Below are 16,324 nucleotides of genomic sequence, written 5' to 3' on the forward strand. Positions count from 1 at the left end.
TCAACTTCCAAACGTCTTAAGATAGATGATCAAAGCTTCGATATCGTCCTGTTTTCTAAGACCTGCAAAAGACATCCTTGTGCCTTTCATGTATTCCTTGGGCTTCGTAAGAAAGGCAGTCATTTCTTCATCGGTCCAGACTAGTCCTGCCTCCGCAGACGCCTGCATCGCTTTGGAGTATTTGAAGCCCTCGACCGATCCAGCATTAGCTCCGATTACCCCGTTCAGAGCAGGCCCAGTGCTGTGCTTTGCACCTTCACCAATTTGATGGCAGGATTTACACTTCTTAAAGACTTTCTCTCCGGCAGCAGCCAGTTCTGTAACCTCGTCTGTCACTTCAGTTTCTTGAGCGGCCGGTATGGCTGCGGCCTCTTCATCAGGCTTTGGCGCTGCAGTTGGAATGAACGAGGGGCCTTCTGCCGAAAACGTCGGCAACTCATCCGGGCTGGCATTATTCATGACCGAGTTCGAACCACCCTCCGCGGGCGTTTCAACCAGAAAAACAGAACGCATAGTGACGGCGGTCTCTGCCTTGCAGTTCTCCATGCAAGGCTCTTTGCGCCATTCAGTGTATTCGGTCTCGGGTCGTACATCTACAACGAAACCGTCCATATTGTACATTTTGAACTCGGCGAAGTTTTCGTTGTTCAGCTCGAAATCGTCATCCACCAAATCATTGGAGTAGAGGATGTATGCGACAATTGCGTAGGTCTCATCCGCCGTCAGCGTGCCCGCTTCACCAAAGGGCATTGAGCGGGAAATGTAATCCCAGGCAGTCGACAAATGTGGCCAATATGACCCAACGGTTTTTACAGGATCTTCGTCTGCAAGCGTGTCAAACCCACCGGCCAGAACAGGCCAGTTAGCGGCACCTTCGGCAAATTCACCGTGGCACGACGCACAGCGGGCGACAAACACCTCTTCTCCGGTCCAGACGTCGCCTGAACCTACGGGTAGGCCACGCCCATCAGGCAAGACGTCAACGTCCCAGGCCGCAATCTCTTCCTTCAGTGCCGACCGCCCAAGCCCAAGGCTGCTCTCGCGGATGGGCGCGGTTGTGGTCAAGTTCGCACCATTGGCGACCCGTTCTGCCGCCGCAGCCTGGATTTCTTCGACTTTGATCTCCAGTTCGGCTGCTCGTTTGGATTCTGCTTCCGCATTCTCCTGGGCAACTGCTGCATGCGCCTCAACCTGCCCTATCCGGGTCTCCAATGTCTCAATCTTCGAGTGGCCGTAGTTCCGGTTCGCGAAAGACACAGCTACCGCAAGCACCAACGCCGTACCGCCAAATACGGGCAGGAAAACATGACTAAGAGACTTCAACATTCTCGGCGATCCCTTCTGCGCTCACGTACCAAGTCTGGATACAGTTGTTGTGGTAGACCGAGTTTTCTCCGCGCTTTTCACGCAACTGGTCTTTGGTTGGTTGCACATAACCGGTCTCGTCTATTGCCCGGGCCTGCAAGAGCATTGGCGCCCCGTCCCAGTTCGTATCGAGATAGAAACGTGTAAGAGCCTTGGTGTCGCCCTGCTTACCAAGACGCGCTGTCTCCCATGTGATCCCACCGTCCTTTGACACATCGACCCGTGTAATTTGTCCGTGGCCTGACCAGGCAAGCCCGGAAATGACCAGCGGACCCGGTCCGTGTTTGATCGGCATTTGCGGGCTGGGTGAGGTGATGACAGACTTAGCATCCATCACCCAAGTCCATTTCTGGGCCGTGCCATCGACGTAAACATCGGTGTATTTTGATGTTTCTTCGCGGCTTTCGACCGCCATATCGACAACCTCGATCCGGCGCAGCCACTTGACCCACATGTTGCCTTCCCAACCCGGCACCACGAGACGCACAGGGTACCCATGCTCCATCCGCAGCGCTTCGCCATTCGCCTTGAATGCAACCAACACGTCATCCAGCGCTTTTTCCATCGGGATAGAGCGGCCATTGGACGACGCATCTGCGCCCTCAACATAGACCCATTTGTCAGGTGAGATGTCGGCACCTGCTTCCTGCAACAGCGTGCGCAGCGGAACACCGGTGTATTCCATGTTGTGAATCATGCCATGAGTAAATTGGACGCCGTTGAGTTGCGCACCAGCCCACTCCATACCCGTGTTCGCCGCACATTCGCAGAAATACACGTGGTTTTCGCGCGGGAACCGCTCAATGTCTTCGTATGTAAAGACAAGCGGGCGATCAACCAGCCCGTTGATCATCAGGCGGTAGTCCTCCTTGCGCAGCTCGATCGCGCCTGAATGGTGACGCTCAAAGGCGCATCCCTGCGGAGTGATCGTACCATCGAGCGCGTGGATCGGCGTGAAGTTGATCGACGAAATCGGAGAGGCGGTCAACCATTCCACATTGCGGCGCACGACATGGGATTCAAAGCTGATCGGCATGCCATAAGGCGTCTCATCAACACCTGCACCCGTATAAGATGCCCAATCCTGAAGCTCTGTTATCAGTGGGTCGGGTGTTTCTGCCGCTGCCGCACCTGCAACGGATCCTGCGGCGACCGCGGCACTGCCTTTCAGGAAGGCCCGGCGGGACGGTTTGAACGCGTCATCCATATCTCTTAGGTCTCCATCGGTTTCTTAAGCGCCGATTACTTCGACACTGGTGTTCTCTTGCACCGTTACGGTGCCAAGGTTGCGAACATGGTTTTCGACGACATCCCAAATCGGCGGGCCCTCGGTGCCTTCGTTGACGCTGGCCCAACCGGCCACGACATAGGACTTGGCCGGGTCGATCGCCTCACCGGTTTTCAACAGCGTCATGTCGCTGATCCTCTGCCCCTGCGGCTTGGTTACGTCGATCCGATAACCCAGCCCGCCAACGCGGACCATGTCGCCACCCTGCTGGTAATAGGGGTCGGGATTGAACAGATTGTCGCCGACATCTTCCAGGATGACATGGATGAACTCCCCGGTCATTTCTGTGCGATAGGCGTTCGGATAGGACATCGAGGTGACGTTCCAAATATCCTCTCGCGTTATTTCTTGCCCCGGCAGGACTGACGGCCCCCAACGGACGCCGGGCGACATTGCGATATCTGCCTCACGCTCATTGATCAGAGCATCGCAGATCAGGTCATCCCAAGTGCCGTTGAAGTTGCCGCGGCGGTACAGCAACGAGTCTGTTTTGCCGATCACCTCGCTCAGCGCCGCCTCATAAGGCGCGCGCTGATCATTTATCAGAGCAGTGATCGCAGGATCTGGTGCAATAACATCAGAGAAAATCGGGATAAGCTTGTGCTTTAGCCCCATCATCTGCCCATCCCGCACGTCGAGATCCACACGGCTGACGAATTTGCCGTTCGATCCAGAGGCGATTATATGCGTTTTACCCACCAGAACCGGCTCGGGCAGTGCGTCATGGGTGTGGCCACTGAGGATAACGTCTATCCCCTGAACGCGACCCGCCATCTTCTTATCCACATCAAAGCCGTTATGGCTTAGGACGACAACGACATCGGCGCCGGCATCGCGAACTTCGTCCACCATTTCCTGCATGTTCTCATCCCGGATCCCGAACGAGTATTCGGGGAACATCCATCCCGGATTTGCAATCGGCATGTAAGGGAAGGCCTGTCCGATCACCGCAATCTTGGAACCGCCCCGATCAAAGAACTTGTAGGGTTTGAACATCTCTGCGGGCTCATCCCATTCCGCGTCAAAAATGTTCTGCCCCAAGGCGGCAAAAGGCAAACCTTCGACAATCTCATTGACACGATCACTGCCCAACGTGAACTCCCAATGGAAAGTCATCGCATCGGGTTTCAGCGCATTCATGACGTTGACCATGTCCTGACCGGCCGTCTGATAGCAGGTGTAAGAACCGTGCCAAGTATCACCCCCGTCAAGAAGCAACGCATCAGGACGGTCCGCTCGAATGGCGTTGATGACAGTTGAGACCCGATCCAAGCCACCCACCCGACCGTAGGTCTTGGCCAGTGACTCAAAATCGGTGTAGGTCAGCGCATAGGCCGACGGGCTTCCATCTTCTATCCCGTATGCCTTGCGGAACGCGGCGCCAGTAACATGCGGCATCTGTCCTCTTGCATCGCCAATACCAAGATTGACTTCGGGTTCACGGAAATAAATTGGTTTGAGTTGCGCGTGAATGTCGGTGACATGAATCAGGCTGATATTGCCAAAGGTCTCGAACTCTAGCAGTTGATCCTGCGTTAGACTTTGCTGCGCAGCAAGCTTGGCCCAGTTGCCAAACCCGGACGCTCCGAACAGAGCCGAGGCCGCCATTGAAACCTGCAAGAAGTCACGTCGAGAAATCATCTATCAGCTTTCCTTTTACACATATATATGTGTGAATGTTATATAAGTGAAAAACCCGCTCCGGGCATTGCCCAGGCGGGTCATTCGTTATTGACGTACAGCTGGGGTTTCGACTGAAAGCCCGTTGCCACGCGAAGCGACATAGAGCTCCAGTGCCCGGAACTCGTCCGACCCTTCGGCAAAGGTTTCAGCACGTGTATCGCGAATACAACCGCGGAACCGATTGTGGCGCGAGATCAGTTTGGCCTGCTTCAAACGATAGGTAGGGAATCCATTTATCATACCCTGGCTCAAGTGATCCGCTCGGATCATATTGCCCCAGTTTTCTTCATGACAGTTGGCACAGCTCAGTTCCAACTGACCGTAGCGGGTATAATAGATTTCCTTGCCCTCTTCCCAGAATGGCGCGGCATCACCATCAATAGCAACGTTCATGGGCATCCCGCGTGACTGCAGACCGATCAATGCGACCATACCCTGCATGTCACCACCAGACCATTTCCAGGCATCGGCCTCCATGCGATCGGTACGACACTTGTTGATCAGATCTTCCATAACCACCAGCTCGCCGCTTTCAGCATCGACCTTGGGCATGGACGCCTGCAATCCTTTGAAGCTTTCCACTCCATCATGGCACGAGGCACAACTTTCACCTGCAGCACCATCAACTGCCTCATAGAGGTCGGCTGCCTGATCGACGAAGATCATTGCCGGATTGTCAAAATCATCAATCTGCAGTGCCTGAGTTTCATCTGTGCGGAAATGCCAACCCGAATAGATCGTGTCCAAATTCTCCAGATGCGCCGCGGCCTCGGTGACCGAGGTCATATTCAGCTCGTCATTGATCACAAGATTATCTTCGTCCGGTCCAGCCATTGCTGCCATTGGGAAAGCCAGAACAGCCGCGATCGCCGTAAGTGCCTTGGTATTCATTACGTTCCTCCCTTGGTGGGCCAGCGCCAGAAATCACAACCAGCGCTAACCTTCCTTAGTGGTCGAGCCGTCAGGCGATCTCGATCGTTTTCTTCTCGTCGTAAACTGAGCCATCATCATCGTACCAGGTGAAGACAAACTCACCGGCCTCGGGCACGGTTGCTTCGAACTGGAAGTACGGATTTGTCGAAATCGCTGGCTCCATAGTCACATCAATCACCATTTCACCGTTAAACTCGCAGGTGAAACGGTTGATGATCGAGCGCGGGATGACGTTGCCTTCTTTATCCTTGCGCTGGCCGCTTTCCATCTTGTGGCTGATCAGTGTCTTGATCGTAACAGCTTCGCCAGCAGCGGCTGTCTTTGGAACCTTGACGCGGGGCTTTACACCGGATGCCATTGGTTAATCTCCTGTTCTTCAGGGCGCGTGGCGATTAACCGCCGCAACCGCCGATTGTCACTTTTACGGTCGCGGACGCTTTGGCAAAACTGCCATCTGCCATCTTCGCCACGGCAATGACATCCTGCGTTCCGGCAAGACGGATGCGGGTTGAAGCGGCTTGTTCAGCAGCCAGCGGGCCGAAATTGAACGTTGCCACACCCGGTTCGGGGTTGCCTGCGGCCACGATCAGAATTGCAGCTGCGCCCGGAGCACTGACTTCGATTGGTACGGTGTTTCCGTTTTCCGCGATTTCCGGTGCCGTCAGTGTAACACCGCCATCAGCCACATCTGCCCCGCCTGAAAATGCGGAGATCGCATCTTCAGCAGCTGCATTCGCTCGTAGCGGCATAATTGTCAGGAACGCGGCGCCCAGCCCAAGGGCCAGAGTCTCGCGGCGAGAGAGTTCCATTTTCAATCTCCTTTGAATCTTCGAAAAGCCACGCCAGAAGGCGAGATTATTCCTCTTTCAGTGTCGCTAGAAACGCGACCACGTCCTCAATTTCCTGTGCAGTCAGGATCGTCGTTAGAGGCGCCGTTGGCGCTTTGCCCGTATAGGCATCGCCTGGCCGGATATAACCGTCATCCTTGTAGAACGCCGGCATTACCGTGCCTTCGAACGTCATTTTTGCGTTTGCGACTAAACCGCGAAGCTCTGCTTCGGTCCAACGATCACCGGCGCCATCCAGCATCGGGCCAACCTCACCATGGAACGGAATGTCCGCCAAAGCTGAGACCGCGTGGCATGCCACGCAATTACCTTTGGACTTGTCGCCAACGATGAGTGCACCGTTTGCCGCGTCCCCATTAACATCGGTCAGAGAGACCTCGATTGCACCATAGTCGTCATAGGGTACGTCTTTCGGACTTGTCTCTTCGGCAAATGCGGCAACGCCCATCATAGCGGATGCCAGTGTTAAGAGTCTCAGCTTCATGATCCCTCCCATTTGCTACCGCGCCTGTGGCGCTTTGCGACCCAAAGACTTTGTGCACCGTAGTCGACGAACATGGTTTATCGCAACATCAAATTCATCATAATGAATTTTTTTATCTGTAACGCCCAATCTCACTCCTGCGAAATATTGTTTCGCTCCTGAATGCGCCGCGCGTGATACCTTTGGAAATCTTCGCCATTATCAAGTTCATATCGCTTCTGATCGACCCAGGTGAAAAGGTCTAAGGTTGTTCCCTTGGAGAATGCTCCCGGCATTACAGCAACGGCAGCATCGATGGCTGAGGCAGCCTCGGGCACCTCTTCCGGCAGAAAAACAAGCGTTGGGGTAAACAGAATCCCCCATTTGCGCATCAGCGCTCTCTGCTCACTCTCTTCTCCGTCAAAATCTGTGGCCGTGGTGCTTCCATGCAAATCCAGCTGGACGACAAAAAAGTTCTCTTCGATAAACGCCGCCAGGTCGGGCTGTGGGAAAACCTCTTCGTGCATCTTTTTACAGTAGATGCAGCCCCGTTGTTCAATGAACAAAACCAACCGCTTACCTTCACCTGACGCCTCTTCAAGATCCTCGCGAAGATCTTTGAACGTGTCACGCATCCACGGTGTTTTATGCAATCCATCGTCGCCCAGATCAGCAGCAGAGACTGCAGCCCCTATCATGCATGCGATCAAAACTGACAAAGTGCGTTTCATGTCTTCCTCCCGGATTAACCTATGGCCGCAAGCCAGGGCATATAGTCCAGCATCCATTGTGCGATGTGATTGATCGAGTTGGTTGCGATCAGGACCCCGAACAGGATCAACAGCCCCCCCATTGCCATTTCGATCTGCGGCAAGTGCTTCCTGAACCGCGCCATCCATTGCATGAAGGGGCGAACCAAAAAGGCCGCCAGAACAAACGGTGCAGTCATTCCAACCCCGTAAACGAACAGAAGCCCCGCGCCCCGCCAAGCCGTTTCGGTTCCGGCCGCTGTAAACAGGATTGCAGCGAGCACCGGCCCAACACAGGGCGTCCAGCCAAAAGCAAATGCCAATCCAAGTACATATGCCCCAGTGAGGCTCACGTTTGATGTCTCGCCAATATCTGCACGTAACTGCCGATACAGGAACCCGATGCGAATTAACCCCAGGAAATGCAGGCCCATCGCTATGATGATGGCTGCAGCAATCCAACGCAGAATATCGAAGTATTCTCGTACCAGCTGACCAAATATCGAAGCCGTGGCCCCGAGAGCCATAAAGATGGTTATGATTCCAGCCGCAAATGCGATTGCAGCAAGCGTTGCCCGGCGGCGAACTTCGCCGGAAATGGCGGATGTCGCTGTAATCTGCTCCATACCGACCCCCGCCAGATAACTGAGGTAAAACGGCACAATTGGCAGGATGCAAGGCGACAGAAAGGACAAAAGTCCGGCGACCAAAGCTCCTGCAAAAGTAATGTCGAGCATGGTCAAACCTGTCCTGGCGCGCTATCATTCACACATTCAAAATTATAAAGATATGTCACTGCGGTCAATCGGAGCTTTGGATGCGCCACCTAATCCTACGTTTGCTTGCGATCACGTTGCTTGTTTTTCCCGTGGCTTTACGGGCCGAAATGACGCTTCTGATGGCAGAAGAAGATGGGTGCATGTGGTGCGCCCGCTGGGACTCCGAAATTTCAGAAATCTACCCTAAGACACCTGAAGGAAATGCCGCACCGCTTCGGCGTGTCGATATCCACGCAGCCATGCCTGACGACATCACATTGGAACGGCCTCTCTACTACACACCAACCTTTGTTCTGTTGGACAATGGCCGAGAGGTCGGACGAATCGAAGGCTATCCCGGTGAAGATTTTTTCTGGGGTGTGTTGGGCGTTTTACTGCGTGACGCTGGGATACTAATTGAGACCTCTGGATAAACTGCGGTATATTACATAAACTGTTTTGAATGCGTGAAGCCATGAAAGCGAGGCGATCTTGTTGGACAAATCTTCGAACCTGCCTGTGTTCTCCAAGGACATGTGCGCCGAAGACATGGACAGAATGATGGAGAATGCTCAGACCGCGTCAAATTTCCTCAAGGCAATCAGCCATGAGGGGCGCCTGATGATTTTATGTTATCTGTCGTCAGGGGAAAAATCGGTCACGCAGATGGAGGAAATGCTCTCAGCGCGTCAAGCCGCGGTATCTCAACAACTCTCCCGCTTGCGCTTCGAGGGCTTGGTGAAGACACGACGCGAGGGGAAAACGATCTACTACAGATTGGCTGATGATCGTTCGACCCAAATCCTGGAAGTCGTTTACGACCTTTTCTGCAGGGAGAAGTAGAAGCCGGTCAGAAAGCCGCCAGCTTTGGGAGGAGACTGGCAATGCTCGAAGCATTGGGAGACACAAATACCGTTGCTCTGATCGGTTTGATTGGTGGCATCGTATTGGGATTGGCCGCACGCATCGGCCGTTTTTGCACGTTGGGTGCAATCGAAGACTACCTTTACGCAGATGATGACCGGCGGCTGCGCATGTGGGCAATGGCAATCGGTGTTGCGATTGTCGGCAGCCACACCGCTATGGCGTTGGGGGGACTTGACCCTGTCGGAACAAGGTATCTTGCGCAGACCTGGAACCCCCTCGGTTCGATCGTGGGGGGCCTCATGTTCGGGTACGGAATGGCCATCTGCGGTAACTGCGGCTATGGTGCGCTGGCAAGGCTGGGAGGTGGTGACCTTCGATCATTCGTTATTGTTTTGATCATGGGTCTTTCCGCTTATGTCGTAATGTCCGGACCCCTCGCCTATCTGCGGGTATGGATATTTCCAGAGGAAATGGATCTCAATGGCCCCCAGAGCATTAGCTTTCTTGCCGAACGGTTGACCTCTATTCCAGCTTGGCTCATTGGCTCTGTTATCGGTGTGGCTTTGGTGTTTTTTGCTTTGGCAAGCCATCGCTTCCGCCGCGCTCCGGCACAGGTGTTTTGGGGGTCTGTAGTTGGACTGGCAATCGTTTCGGGCTGGCTTGGCACGAATTGGGTTGCAACACATGGTTTCGATGGTGAGCCGGTGCAAACCCATACCTTCGCGGCACCCCTGGGTGACACAATATTCTACCTTATGACTGCGTCCGGAAACACTTTGTCCTTTGCGGTCGGATCAGTCTCCGGCGTTCTCATTGGCGCGTTTCTGGGGTCGTGGTCTAAGGGCCATTTCCGATGGGAAGCATGCGAAGATCCACGTGAACTCAAGCGGCAAATGCTGGGCGCTGCGATTATGGGTCCAGGTGCGATCATCGCGGTTGGTTGCAGCGTCGGTCAAGGCATATCTGCATTCTCACTTCTGGCCTACAGCGCGCCCGTAACATTCGCTGCAATCTTTGCAGGCGCAGCACTTGGATTGAGACAGCTTGTGTCTGGATTGTCCTTCATAACTGAGCGTTGAGTTCACAGTTCAAATCAGCGGGAATCCGGGTTTGCACCGGTGCAGCTGATGCCCTGCACCAAGACCTAAAGAAACCCGGTTAATTTGTGATGGTGCTGGCGACTCTGCCATCACAAAAGCAAGCCAAAACGCTCTCTTTCCGACTTTGTCCTCGATCTCGCTTCTAAGGACATACCAAGGCTTATCGAGCCCTTGCTTCAGCCTGTTCTCTGCGCCCTCAGAAGGTCGGGACAAACGCGCAAACGAAAAATGTGTTATGATGGCCCCTTAGAAAAGGGGGCTACTATGTACAATCCCGTATCATCTATCTCAAAATTTCGGATCGGCTTGTCGGCATTGAACATCGCCGAACAGAAGTCAATTTTTGACTGCCTTCCCGCCGCTGTTCAGGCGGCAGTGTGGCAAGACCGGCTTAGTGAAGGCATTGCGGCACTGTCTGACAAGTCTCAGTGCCGGTTACTTTCCGAGCTACAGGATTTACTCAATCCTGACTGCTACTCCGAAGACAAAGCGAACCATACGGCCACTTCTCGTCTTGAGGAGTTGTCGCCTGTGATCGAGAAGGTTTTTCCAGATCACTCGGTGTTTCATAAATATACGCAGCAACTCGGCGACAATGCTTGCGAAAGCCCGATTATCGAAATTGCCAAAGGCGCGCCGCCTACGTGCACATGTTCGTCTTCGAGATCCTGTATGTGGTGGCACAATGATTGTGGGGCAATGCAGGAATGTCTTGCCGGTGGGTGCAAGAAGACTAACGTTGGATGTGGGGTCCTGTGGCTTCAGACATGCGATGGCCTTTGCACTGGGAACTGGTGCTGAAGAACGCAGGAAAGCTCTACCTATTCCGGCAGCAAAGCCTTTGCTTTCTTTGCCGAATTACAGGCCTGTGTTGAGGTCTAAATCAGGCGCGTCGCGCGTCACGGTGTGACGATCAACCTTCCCGGATTTGTCGATCTGAACAATCAGAGACTCAGCACGTTGAAAGCGGTCAAAATAAGGAAAGTTGACGTGGTCCAGATGCGTCATGTCCTGGCATTGCATCTGATAGTCTGCCCTGAATTCGGTATGCACATTTGATCCGTTGTCTACGACCGGTCCCAACCCTTCACCAGACAGCGTGACATTGGCCGAGACAGTGAAACACCCCGCCTCTTCAGGCAAACTGAACAGATCAAGGGGGTTGGACAATTCAGAAATGGCTCCGGCGACCGAGGCCTGATCGCCTTCGGTTTCCGCTGGGCCTTCGAACCCCAGGACGTCAAGACCAGGAACCACAAGGGAAATTGAAATCCCGGCTTCCGAAAAGGAAACCGCCAATCGTCCCTGCCCATGCTCGTGCTGATTTGCAACCTGGGACTGAGGCAACGCGTTTACCGGGAAAAGCGTTAATACAAACACTAAGAACTTCATGACCATGGAACCATCTGAAAAGAATCAACTAAGCGACTCTAAACTGAAAAAACATTCGCGCAATCGCGTCACGATACACCAAAGCCCACTAGAATTGGGTAGGAATGAGCTATTTTCGCTCACAATTTACCTGACTATAAAACTCAGGTTGACTTAGTTGACTATTTCTATCAGTTATTTGGTCGAGCGTCGCATCGCGCGAACCCATTGTTATCTGACAAGAAAGACTACCCCCCAATGAATACCCCCCTGATCCTGACAAGCGCCGTGGCTCTGATGACCGCCACATCTGCTTTTGCAACCGAGACCCCCTCGAAAGTAGATGTTCTGAATACCTACGCCAATATCGCCGAGGCGAAGTACGATGACAGCCTGATTGCAGCCAAATCGCTGCAGCGCGCCGTGACCGCGCTGATTTCCGAACCAAACGACGCAACACTGAATGCCGCCCGTTCCGCTTGGATTGCGGCCCGCGTCCCTTATCAGCAGACCGAGGTTTATCGGTTCGGAAATGCGATCGTTGATGATTGGGAAGGTAAAGTGAACGCATGGCCCTTGGATGAGGGCTTGATCGACTATGTAGACACCACCTACGGCGGCCCGAGCGACGAGAATGAGTTCGCCGCATTGAACGTCATCGCCAACCCAAGCTTTGAACTTTCAGGCGAACCAATCGATGCCAACGACATCACTCCGGAACTGCTGTCTGGCACCTTGCACGAAGCAGACGGGATCGAGGCCAACGTCGCCACTGGTTACCACGCGATTGAGTTCCTGTTGTGGGGCCAGGACCTGAACGGCCACGGTGAAGGCGCGGGTAGCCGTCCATGGACGGACTATGCCCAAGGTGATGCCTGCACCGGCGGCAACTGTGACCGCCGCGCCCAGTACCTTGAGGCCGTGACTGAACTGCTGGTCACCGATTTGGAATGGATGGCGACCCAGTGGCAGGACGGAGGCGCGGCCCGAACCTCCCTGACCGAAAATGAAAGCGCAGGAATAAGCGCGATCCTCACCGGAATGGGCTCGCTGTCCTATGGTGAGCAGGCCGGTGAGCGGATGCGTCTTGGCTTGATGTTGAACGATCCCGAGGAAGAGCATGACTGCTTCTCGGACAACACGCATAACAGCCACTACTATGATGGTCTTGGCATTCAGAACGTCTATTTGGGCAGCTATACCCGCATCGACGGAACTCCTGTCAGCGGCGCATCGCTTTCGGACTTGGTGATTGCCTCCGACCCATCTCTTGACGCCGAGATGAAGCTGAAGCTGGCCAACACAATGCAGGCGCTGGGTCGGATCAAATCCACAGCCGAGGCCGGGTTCGCCTATGACCAGATGCTGGAACGCGGCAACGAAGGTGGCGAAGTTTTGATCATGGGCGGTGTGAACGGGCTGGTGGACCAGACCAAGACAATCGAGCGGATCGTCACCATTCTGGACGTCGATCAGATTGAGTTCGAAGGATCTGAAAGCCTGGATAATCCGACAGCTGTTTTCCAGTAAACCTAGCGGTTCGGGGGCGGAGGATTATCCCGCCCCCAACTCATTTTCGGCTAACTGACAGTATGCCGCAGGACACGCACTTAATAACTGACTAATATAGTCGGAATACAAACCAGAGCGCCACCTCCATGATCGTCTGCCATTGCACCAAGATCACAGACACCGAGATTCATGCCGCCATTGACTGGATGCGCGTTTCCGACCCTAGGGCAGTCATAACCCCTGGCAAGATCTATCATGCCCTTGGAAAATCAGCGGATTGTGGCGGATGCATGCCGCTTTTCCTAGACACCATGCGCGCCAGCGATAATCTGGAAGTCCCCATGCAGCTTTGTGCATTACGCACCAAGGCATCACAGGAGAGTGTAGATGAAGGGCGATCCCAAAGTCATAGAATACCTCAACAAATCTCTGCGGCATGAATTGACGGCAGTCAGCCAGTATTGGCTGCATTACCGTCTGCAAGAGGATTGGGGCCTGACCCACATGGCAAAGAAAAGCCGTGAGGAAAGCATCGAAGAGATGGGTCATGCCGACAAGCTGATCGAGCGCATAATCTTTCTGGAAGGTCACCCCAACCTGCAGAAACTGGACCCGCTTCGGATTGGACAGACCCCGAAGGAAACTCTGGAATGTGATTTGGCTGCCGAGAATGATGCGCGTGCCCTGTACGTTGAGGCCCGTGAATATTGTCGAGAGGCGGGTGACTACGTGACTATGTCTCTGTTCGAGAACCTGATCAGTGACGAAGAAGGCCATATCGACTTCCTCGAAACACAGCTTGATTTGTACGAAAGGATTGGCGAAGCCAATTATGCGCAACTTAACGCATCGAAAATGGACGAAGGCGAGTAAGGTCTCGCTTGTAGCGGTGGCTGCGATTGCAGCCACCCCGATCCTGTCCGCTGAACTGCAGGATCTGCATCTCAACTTCCAACCCAGAACCGAAGATGAAAAGGCCCGGATCGCGGATGTGATCGCCGCGCCCACGGATTTCGACGCCGCGCAACGGTTCGAGGACCTGCCCGCCGGTGCTGCAACCGTAAGGGCACGTCAGGACGCAGATGCATTTTCGCAACCTTCGGGCAATCTGAAATTCGAACAGGAACTGGATTTCAAGGTCGGCAACGGGCTGTTCAAGAAAATCTGGGTGTCTTCGCCTTCCTCGACCCTGGCCTCGGACGGTTTGGGGCCATTGTACAACGCGCGCTCTTGCCAACGATGTCACATTAAGGACGGGCGCGGCCACACACCAAATGGGCCCGATGACGGGGCCGTTTCGATGTTCCTTCGGGTCTCAATCCCCGGTGGCGGCGCAATCGATGAAATCGCGGACTACATCGCCACTCAGCCCGAACCCAATTACGGCGGGCAGATGCAGGATCTGGCCCTCGCGGGCCACCCCGCCGAGTACCGGCTGGACATCACCTATGAAGACCTTCCTGTCGCGCTATCAGACGGCGAAACGGTCATTCTCCGCAGCCCGACCTATACCGCGGCGGATCTTGGATATGGCCCGCTGCACCCCGAGGCGATGCTGAGCCCGCGCGTGGCTCCGCAGATGATCGGCCTGGGATTGCTTGAGGCAATTCCCGTGCAGGACCTGCTGGCCCAGGCCGACGCGGATGACGCGGATGGCGATGGTATTTCCGGCCGCCCCAACATCGTTTGGTCAACCGAATATGGTGAACCGATGATGGGCCGGTTCGGACACAAAGCCGGGATGCCCACGATAATGGAGCAGTCTGCTGCAGCTTTTGCAGGGGATATCGGCATCTCAAGCCCGCTTTACCCTGCTGGCTATGGGGAGTGTACGGAATTGCAGGTGGATTGCGTTGGCGCCCCCCATGGGGACAACGATGACCGTGTGTTTGAAATCGACCAACTGGGCATGGACCTCGTTGCGTTTTACAGCCGCAATCTGGGCGTACCCGCGCGGCGCGATATCGGTGACCCGCAGGTCCTGCACGGCAAGCAGGTATTCTTCGATACCGGCTGCGCCTCGTGCCACACGCCATCCTATGTCACCCACCGGATGGACGACCGGCCCGAGCACAGTTTTCAGCTGATCTGGCCCTATACGGATCTTCTGCTGCATGACATGGGCGATGGTCTGGCCGACAACCGACCCGAAGCACGCGCAACAGGCCGGGAATGGCGCACACCCCCGCTTTGGGGGATCGGCCTGACCGGGCAGGTCTCTGGCCACACACAATTTCTGCATGACGGGCGGGCGCAGTCGCTGTTGGAAGCTATTTTGTGGCACGGCGGAGAGGCACAATCGGCGCGCGACACCGTTGTGTCTATGCCAAAACCTGACCGCGACGCTTTGATCCGCTTTCTGGAGAGCCTCTGATGCGTGCCCTCGGCCTGGCCATTGCCCTTATTCTGCCCCTGTCAGCCTTGGCGCAAAATCCCAGCCAGATCCTGACAGATGTTGTTGAAGGGCACATTCTTCCCGGATACGCACAGCTATCTGACGCAACAGCTGCGCTGGATGCGGCCGCGCAGGCGGATTGCACAGCCGCTTCACTGAACCTTCGTGCAGCCTATCACCTGGCATTCGACCGCTGGGTCACGGTAAGCCACTTGCGCTTTGGCCCCTCCGAGGTCGATGACCGCGCATTTGCGATGGCATTCTGGCCAGACACAAAAGGGTTTACACCCAAAACCCTATCCGGCCTGATTGCCACCCAAGACGCGGTGGTTGAAACCCCCGAGGCTTATGCCGAGGCTTCGATCGCGGGACGCGGGTTTCTTGCACTTGAAATGATGCTATTCGACCCAGCCCTCGCGGATCAGGGCGACAGGGCCTATCGATGCGCTTTGATCCGGGCGATTGCTGCAGATATAAACCGCAATGCCAAGGCGATGGATCACGACTGGCGACCTTTCTCTGCCAACCTGACCATGCCCGGCGGAGACAGTCCTTACCGGTCTGCTGATGAGGCCATGCAGGAACTTTACAAAGCTCTGATCACCGGATTGGAATTCACTGCCGAAACACGCCTTGGACGCCCCATGGGCACCCTAGAGCGCCCCCGTCCCAATCGGGCCGAAGCGCGCAGGTCTGAACGGTCACTACGCCAGGTCGAACTGTCATTGATCACGCTGCGCGATCTGGCCACCGGGCTGTCCGCAGATCATCCGCAGATTGCCGCTGATTTGGATAATGCGTTCGACAAGGCTATCATCCGCACGCGTGAGTTAGACGACCCTACACTGGCCGGTGTCTCGACACCTTCGGGTCGGATACGGGTCGAAGCCTTGCAGCAGATGATTAACGACATCCGCACGATTGCAGCAACCGAGCTGGGCCCGACCTTGGGTATCAGTGCCGGATTCAATTCGCTGGACGGGGACTAAGCC

Annotated in this window: 19 protein-coding genes; 9 read left to right on the top strand and 10 right to left on the bottom strand. The window is 54.9% G+C overall.

All coding sequences use genetic code 11. The annotated features are described in order from the left end of the window. From AC2FH8_RS05855 to AC2FH8_RS05895, 9 genes are all read right to left on the bottom strand, one after another. Window positions 1-1,326, bottom strand: coding sequence for a c-type cytochrome (locus AC2FH8_RS05855; protein WP_496688787.1), 1,326 nt, complete (start codon window positions 1,324-1,326; stop codon window positions 1-3). Further along, the gene (gene soxC, locus AC2FH8_RS05860; RefSeq protein WP_496676312.1) at window positions 1,310-2,572 is read right to left on the bottom strand and encodes a sulfite dehydrogenase; all 1,263 of its coding nucleotides are present in this window, start codon (window positions 2,570-2,572) and stop codon (window positions 1,310-1,312) included. Before soxC ends, AC2FH8_RS05855 begins: the two co-directional genes overlap by 17 nt. A gap of 24 nt (window positions 2,573-2,596) precedes the next feature. Next, window positions 2,597-4,294 (bottom strand): thiosulfohydrolase SoxB, encoded by a 1,698-nt coding sequence (gene soxB / locus AC2FH8_RS05865; protein WP_496688789.1) that lies wholly within the window; start codon window positions 4,292-4,294, stop codon window positions 2,597-2,599. Window positions 4,295-4,381: 87 nt separating this feature from the next. Beyond that, complete coding sequence (gene soxA, locus AC2FH8_RS05870; protein ID WP_496688791.1) at window positions 4,382-5,227, bottom strand: sulfur oxidation c-type cytochrome SoxA; 846 nt, start codon at window positions 5,225-5,227, stop codon at window positions 4,382-4,384. Window positions 5,228-5,297: 70 nt separating this feature from the next. After that, window positions 5,298-5,627 carry a thiosulfate oxidation carrier complex protein SoxZ gene (soxZ, locus tag AC2FH8_RS05875; protein ID WP_142635848.1) on the bottom strand — a complete coding sequence of 110 codons (330 nt, stop codon included), beginning with the start codon at window positions 5,625-5,627 and terminating at the stop codon, window positions 5,298-5,300. A 34-nt stretch (window positions 5,628-5,661) separates the two neighbouring features. Then, window positions 5,662-6,078: a thiosulfate oxidation carrier protein SoxY gene (gene soxY, locus AC2FH8_RS05880; protein WP_142635846.1), complete on the bottom strand. Its 417-nt coding sequence runs from the start codon at window positions 6,076-6,078 to the stop codon at window positions 5,662-5,664. Window positions 6,079-6,124: 46 nt separating this feature from the next. Then, window positions 6,125-6,601, bottom strand: a complete 477-nt coding sequence (soxX, locus tag AC2FH8_RS05885) for a sulfur oxidation c-type cytochrome SoxX (protein ID WP_142635844.1) — start codon at window positions 6,599-6,601, stop codon at window positions 6,125-6,127. A gap of 131 nt (window positions 6,602-6,732) precedes the next feature. Continuing rightward, window positions 6,733-7,311 carry a thioredoxin family protein gene (locus tag AC2FH8_RS05890; protein ID WP_496688793.1) on the bottom strand — a complete coding sequence of 193 codons (579 nt, stop codon included), beginning with the start codon at window positions 7,309-7,311 and terminating at the stop codon, window positions 6,733-6,735. A 14-nt stretch (window positions 7,312-7,325) separates the two neighbouring features. Continuing rightward, complete coding sequence (locus AC2FH8_RS05895) at window positions 7,326-8,066, bottom strand: cytochrome c biogenesis CcdA family protein (RefSeq protein ID WP_496688795.1); 741 nt, start codon at window positions 8,064-8,066, stop codon at window positions 7,326-7,328. An 80-nt stretch (window positions 8,067-8,146) separates the two neighbouring features. Between AC2FH8_RS05895 and AC2FH8_RS05900 the strand changes: the two genes are divergently transcribed. From AC2FH8_RS05900 to AC2FH8_RS05915, 4 genes are all read left to right on the top strand, one after another. Continuing rightward, window positions 8,147-8,521, top strand: coding sequence for a hypothetical protein (locus tag AC2FH8_RS05900; protein ID WP_271948177.1), 375 nt, complete (start codon window positions 8,147-8,149; stop codon window positions 8,519-8,521). A 100-nt stretch (window positions 8,522-8,621) separates the two neighbouring features. Then, entirely contained in the window at window positions 8,622-8,930 is a 309-nt protein-coding gene (locus AC2FH8_RS05905) for an ArsR/SmtB family transcription factor (RefSeq protein ID WP_142635976.1), read from the top strand. Window positions 8,931-8,971: 41 nt separating this feature from the next. Further along, the gene (locus AC2FH8_RS05910; protein ID WP_496688797.1) at window positions 8,972-10,033 is read left to right on the top strand and encodes a YeeE/YedE family protein; all 1,062 of its coding nucleotides are present in this window, start codon (window positions 8,972-8,974) and stop codon (window positions 10,031-10,033) included. A 285-nt stretch (window positions 10,034-10,318) separates the two neighbouring features. Next, window positions 10,319-10,855 (top strand): bacteriocin fulvocin C-related protein, encoded by a 537-nt coding sequence (locus tag AC2FH8_RS05915; RefSeq protein WP_496688799.1) that lies wholly within the window; start codon window positions 10,319-10,321, stop codon window positions 10,853-10,855. A gap of 57 nt (window positions 10,856-10,912) precedes the next feature. On the opposite strand, the gene AC2FH8_RS05920 is transcribed toward AC2FH8_RS05915, so the two are convergent. Beyond that, a complete protein-coding gene (locus tag AC2FH8_RS05920; RefSeq protein ID WP_496688801.1) occupies window positions 10,913-11,434 on the bottom strand; it encodes a ZrgA family zinc uptake protein in 522 nt (173 codons plus the stop codon). A 249-nt stretch (window positions 11,435-11,683) separates the two neighbouring features. On the opposite strand from AC2FH8_RS05920, the gene AC2FH8_RS05925 reads away from it, so the two are divergent. From AC2FH8_RS05925 to AC2FH8_RS05945, 5 genes are all read left to right on the top strand, one after another. Next, window positions 11,684-12,955, top strand: a complete 1,272-nt coding sequence (locus AC2FH8_RS05925) for an imelysin family protein (RefSeq protein WP_496688803.1) — start codon at window positions 11,684-11,686, stop codon at window positions 12,953-12,955. 128 nt (window positions 12,956-13,083) lie between these two features. After that, complete coding sequence (locus tag AC2FH8_RS05930) at window positions 13,084-13,377, top strand: (2Fe-2S)-binding protein (RefSeq protein WP_142635828.1); 294 nt, start codon at window positions 13,084-13,086, stop codon at window positions 13,375-13,377. Then, a complete protein-coding gene (gene bfr / locus AC2FH8_RS05935) occupies window positions 13,325-13,810 on the top strand; it encodes a bacterioferritin (protein ID WP_142635826.1) in 486 nt (161 codons plus the stop codon). The genes AC2FH8_RS05930 and bfr overlap by 53 nt, the downstream gene beginning before the upstream one ends. After that, a complete protein-coding gene (locus tag AC2FH8_RS05940; RefSeq protein WP_496688805.1) occupies window positions 13,770-15,311 on the top strand; it encodes a di-heme oxidoreductase family protein in 1,542 nt (513 codons plus the stop codon). The genes bfr and AC2FH8_RS05940 overlap by 41 nt, the downstream gene beginning before the upstream one ends. Continuing rightward, a complete protein-coding gene (locus AC2FH8_RS05945; protein ID WP_281995322.1) occupies window positions 15,311-16,321 on the top strand; it encodes an imelysin family protein in 1,011 nt (336 codons plus the stop codon). Before AC2FH8_RS05940 ends, AC2FH8_RS05945 begins: the two co-directional genes overlap by 1 nt. Window positions 16,322-16,324: the final 3 nt, after the last annotated feature.

The sequence above is a fragment of the Ruegeria sp. CDSC025 genome (assembly GCF_059610805.1).

Bases quoted from the DNA above. Each gene is read 5' to 3' on its own strand.
- AC2FH8_RS05910 (WP_496688797.1), top strand. From the start codon at position 8,972: ATGCTCGAAGCATTGGGAGACACAAATACCGTTGCTCTGATCGGTTTG.
- AC2FH8_RS05945 (WP_281995322.1), top strand. From the start codon at position 15,311: ATGCGTGCCCTCGGCCTGGCCATTGCCCTTATTCTGCCCCTGTCAGCC.
- AC2FH8_RS05900 (WP_271948177.1), top strand. From the start codon at position 8,147: ATGCGCCACCTAATCCTACGTTTGCTTGCGATCACGTTGCTTGTTTTT.
- AC2FH8_RS05915 (WP_496688799.1), top strand. From the start codon at position 10,319: ATGTACAATCCCGTATCATCTATCTCAAAATTTCGGATCGGCTTGTCG.
- soxZ (WP_142635848.1), bottom strand. From the start codon at position 5,627: ATGGCATCCGGTGTAAAGCCCCGCGTCAAGGTTCCAAAGACAGCCGCT.
- soxC (WP_496676312.1), bottom strand. From the start codon at position 2,572: ATGGATGACGCGTTCAAACCGTCCCGCCGGGCCTTCCTGAAAGGCAGT.
- soxY (WP_142635846.1), bottom strand. From the start codon at position 6,078: ATGGAACTCTCTCGCCGCGAGACTCTGGCCCTTGGGCTGGGCGCCGCG.
- AC2FH8_RS05855 (WP_496688787.1), bottom strand. From the start codon at position 1,326: ATGTTGAAGTCTCTTAGTCATGTTTTCCTGCCCGTATTTGGCGGTACG.
- bfr (WP_142635826.1), top strand. From the start codon at position 13,325: ATGAAGGGCGATCCCAAAGTCATAGAATACCTCAACAAATCTCTGCGG.
- soxA (WP_496688791.1), bottom strand. From the start codon at position 5,227: ATGAATACCAAGGCACTTACGGCGATCGCGGCTGTTCTGGCTTTCCCA.
- AC2FH8_RS05925 (WP_496688803.1), top strand. From the start codon at position 11,684: ATGAATACCCCCCTGATCCTGACAAGCGCCGTGGCTCTGATGACCGCC.
- soxX (WP_142635844.1), bottom strand. From the start codon at position 6,601: ATGAAGCTGAGACTCTTAACACTGGCATCCGCTATGATGGGCGTTGCC.
- AC2FH8_RS05905 (WP_142635976.1), top strand. From the start codon at position 8,622: ATGTGCGCCGAAGACATGGACAGAATGATGGAGAATGCTCAGACCGCG.
- AC2FH8_RS05890 (WP_496688793.1), bottom strand. From the start codon at position 7,311: ATGAAACGCACTTTGTCAGTTTTGATCGCATGCATGATAGGGGCTGCA.
- AC2FH8_RS05940 (WP_496688805.1), top strand. From the start codon at position 13,770: ATGCGCAACTTAACGCATCGAAAATGGACGAAGGCGAGTAAGGTCTCG.
- AC2FH8_RS05930 (WP_142635828.1), top strand. From the start codon at position 13,084: ATGATCGTCTGCCATTGCACCAAGATCACAGACACCGAGATTCATGCC.
- AC2FH8_RS05895 (WP_496688795.1), bottom strand. From the start codon at position 8,066: ATGCTCGACATTACTTTTGCAGGAGCTTTGGTCGCCGGACTTTTGTCC.
- soxB (WP_496688789.1), bottom strand. From the start codon at position 4,294: ATGATTTCTCGACGTGACTTCTTGCAGGTTTCAATGGCGGCCTCGGCT.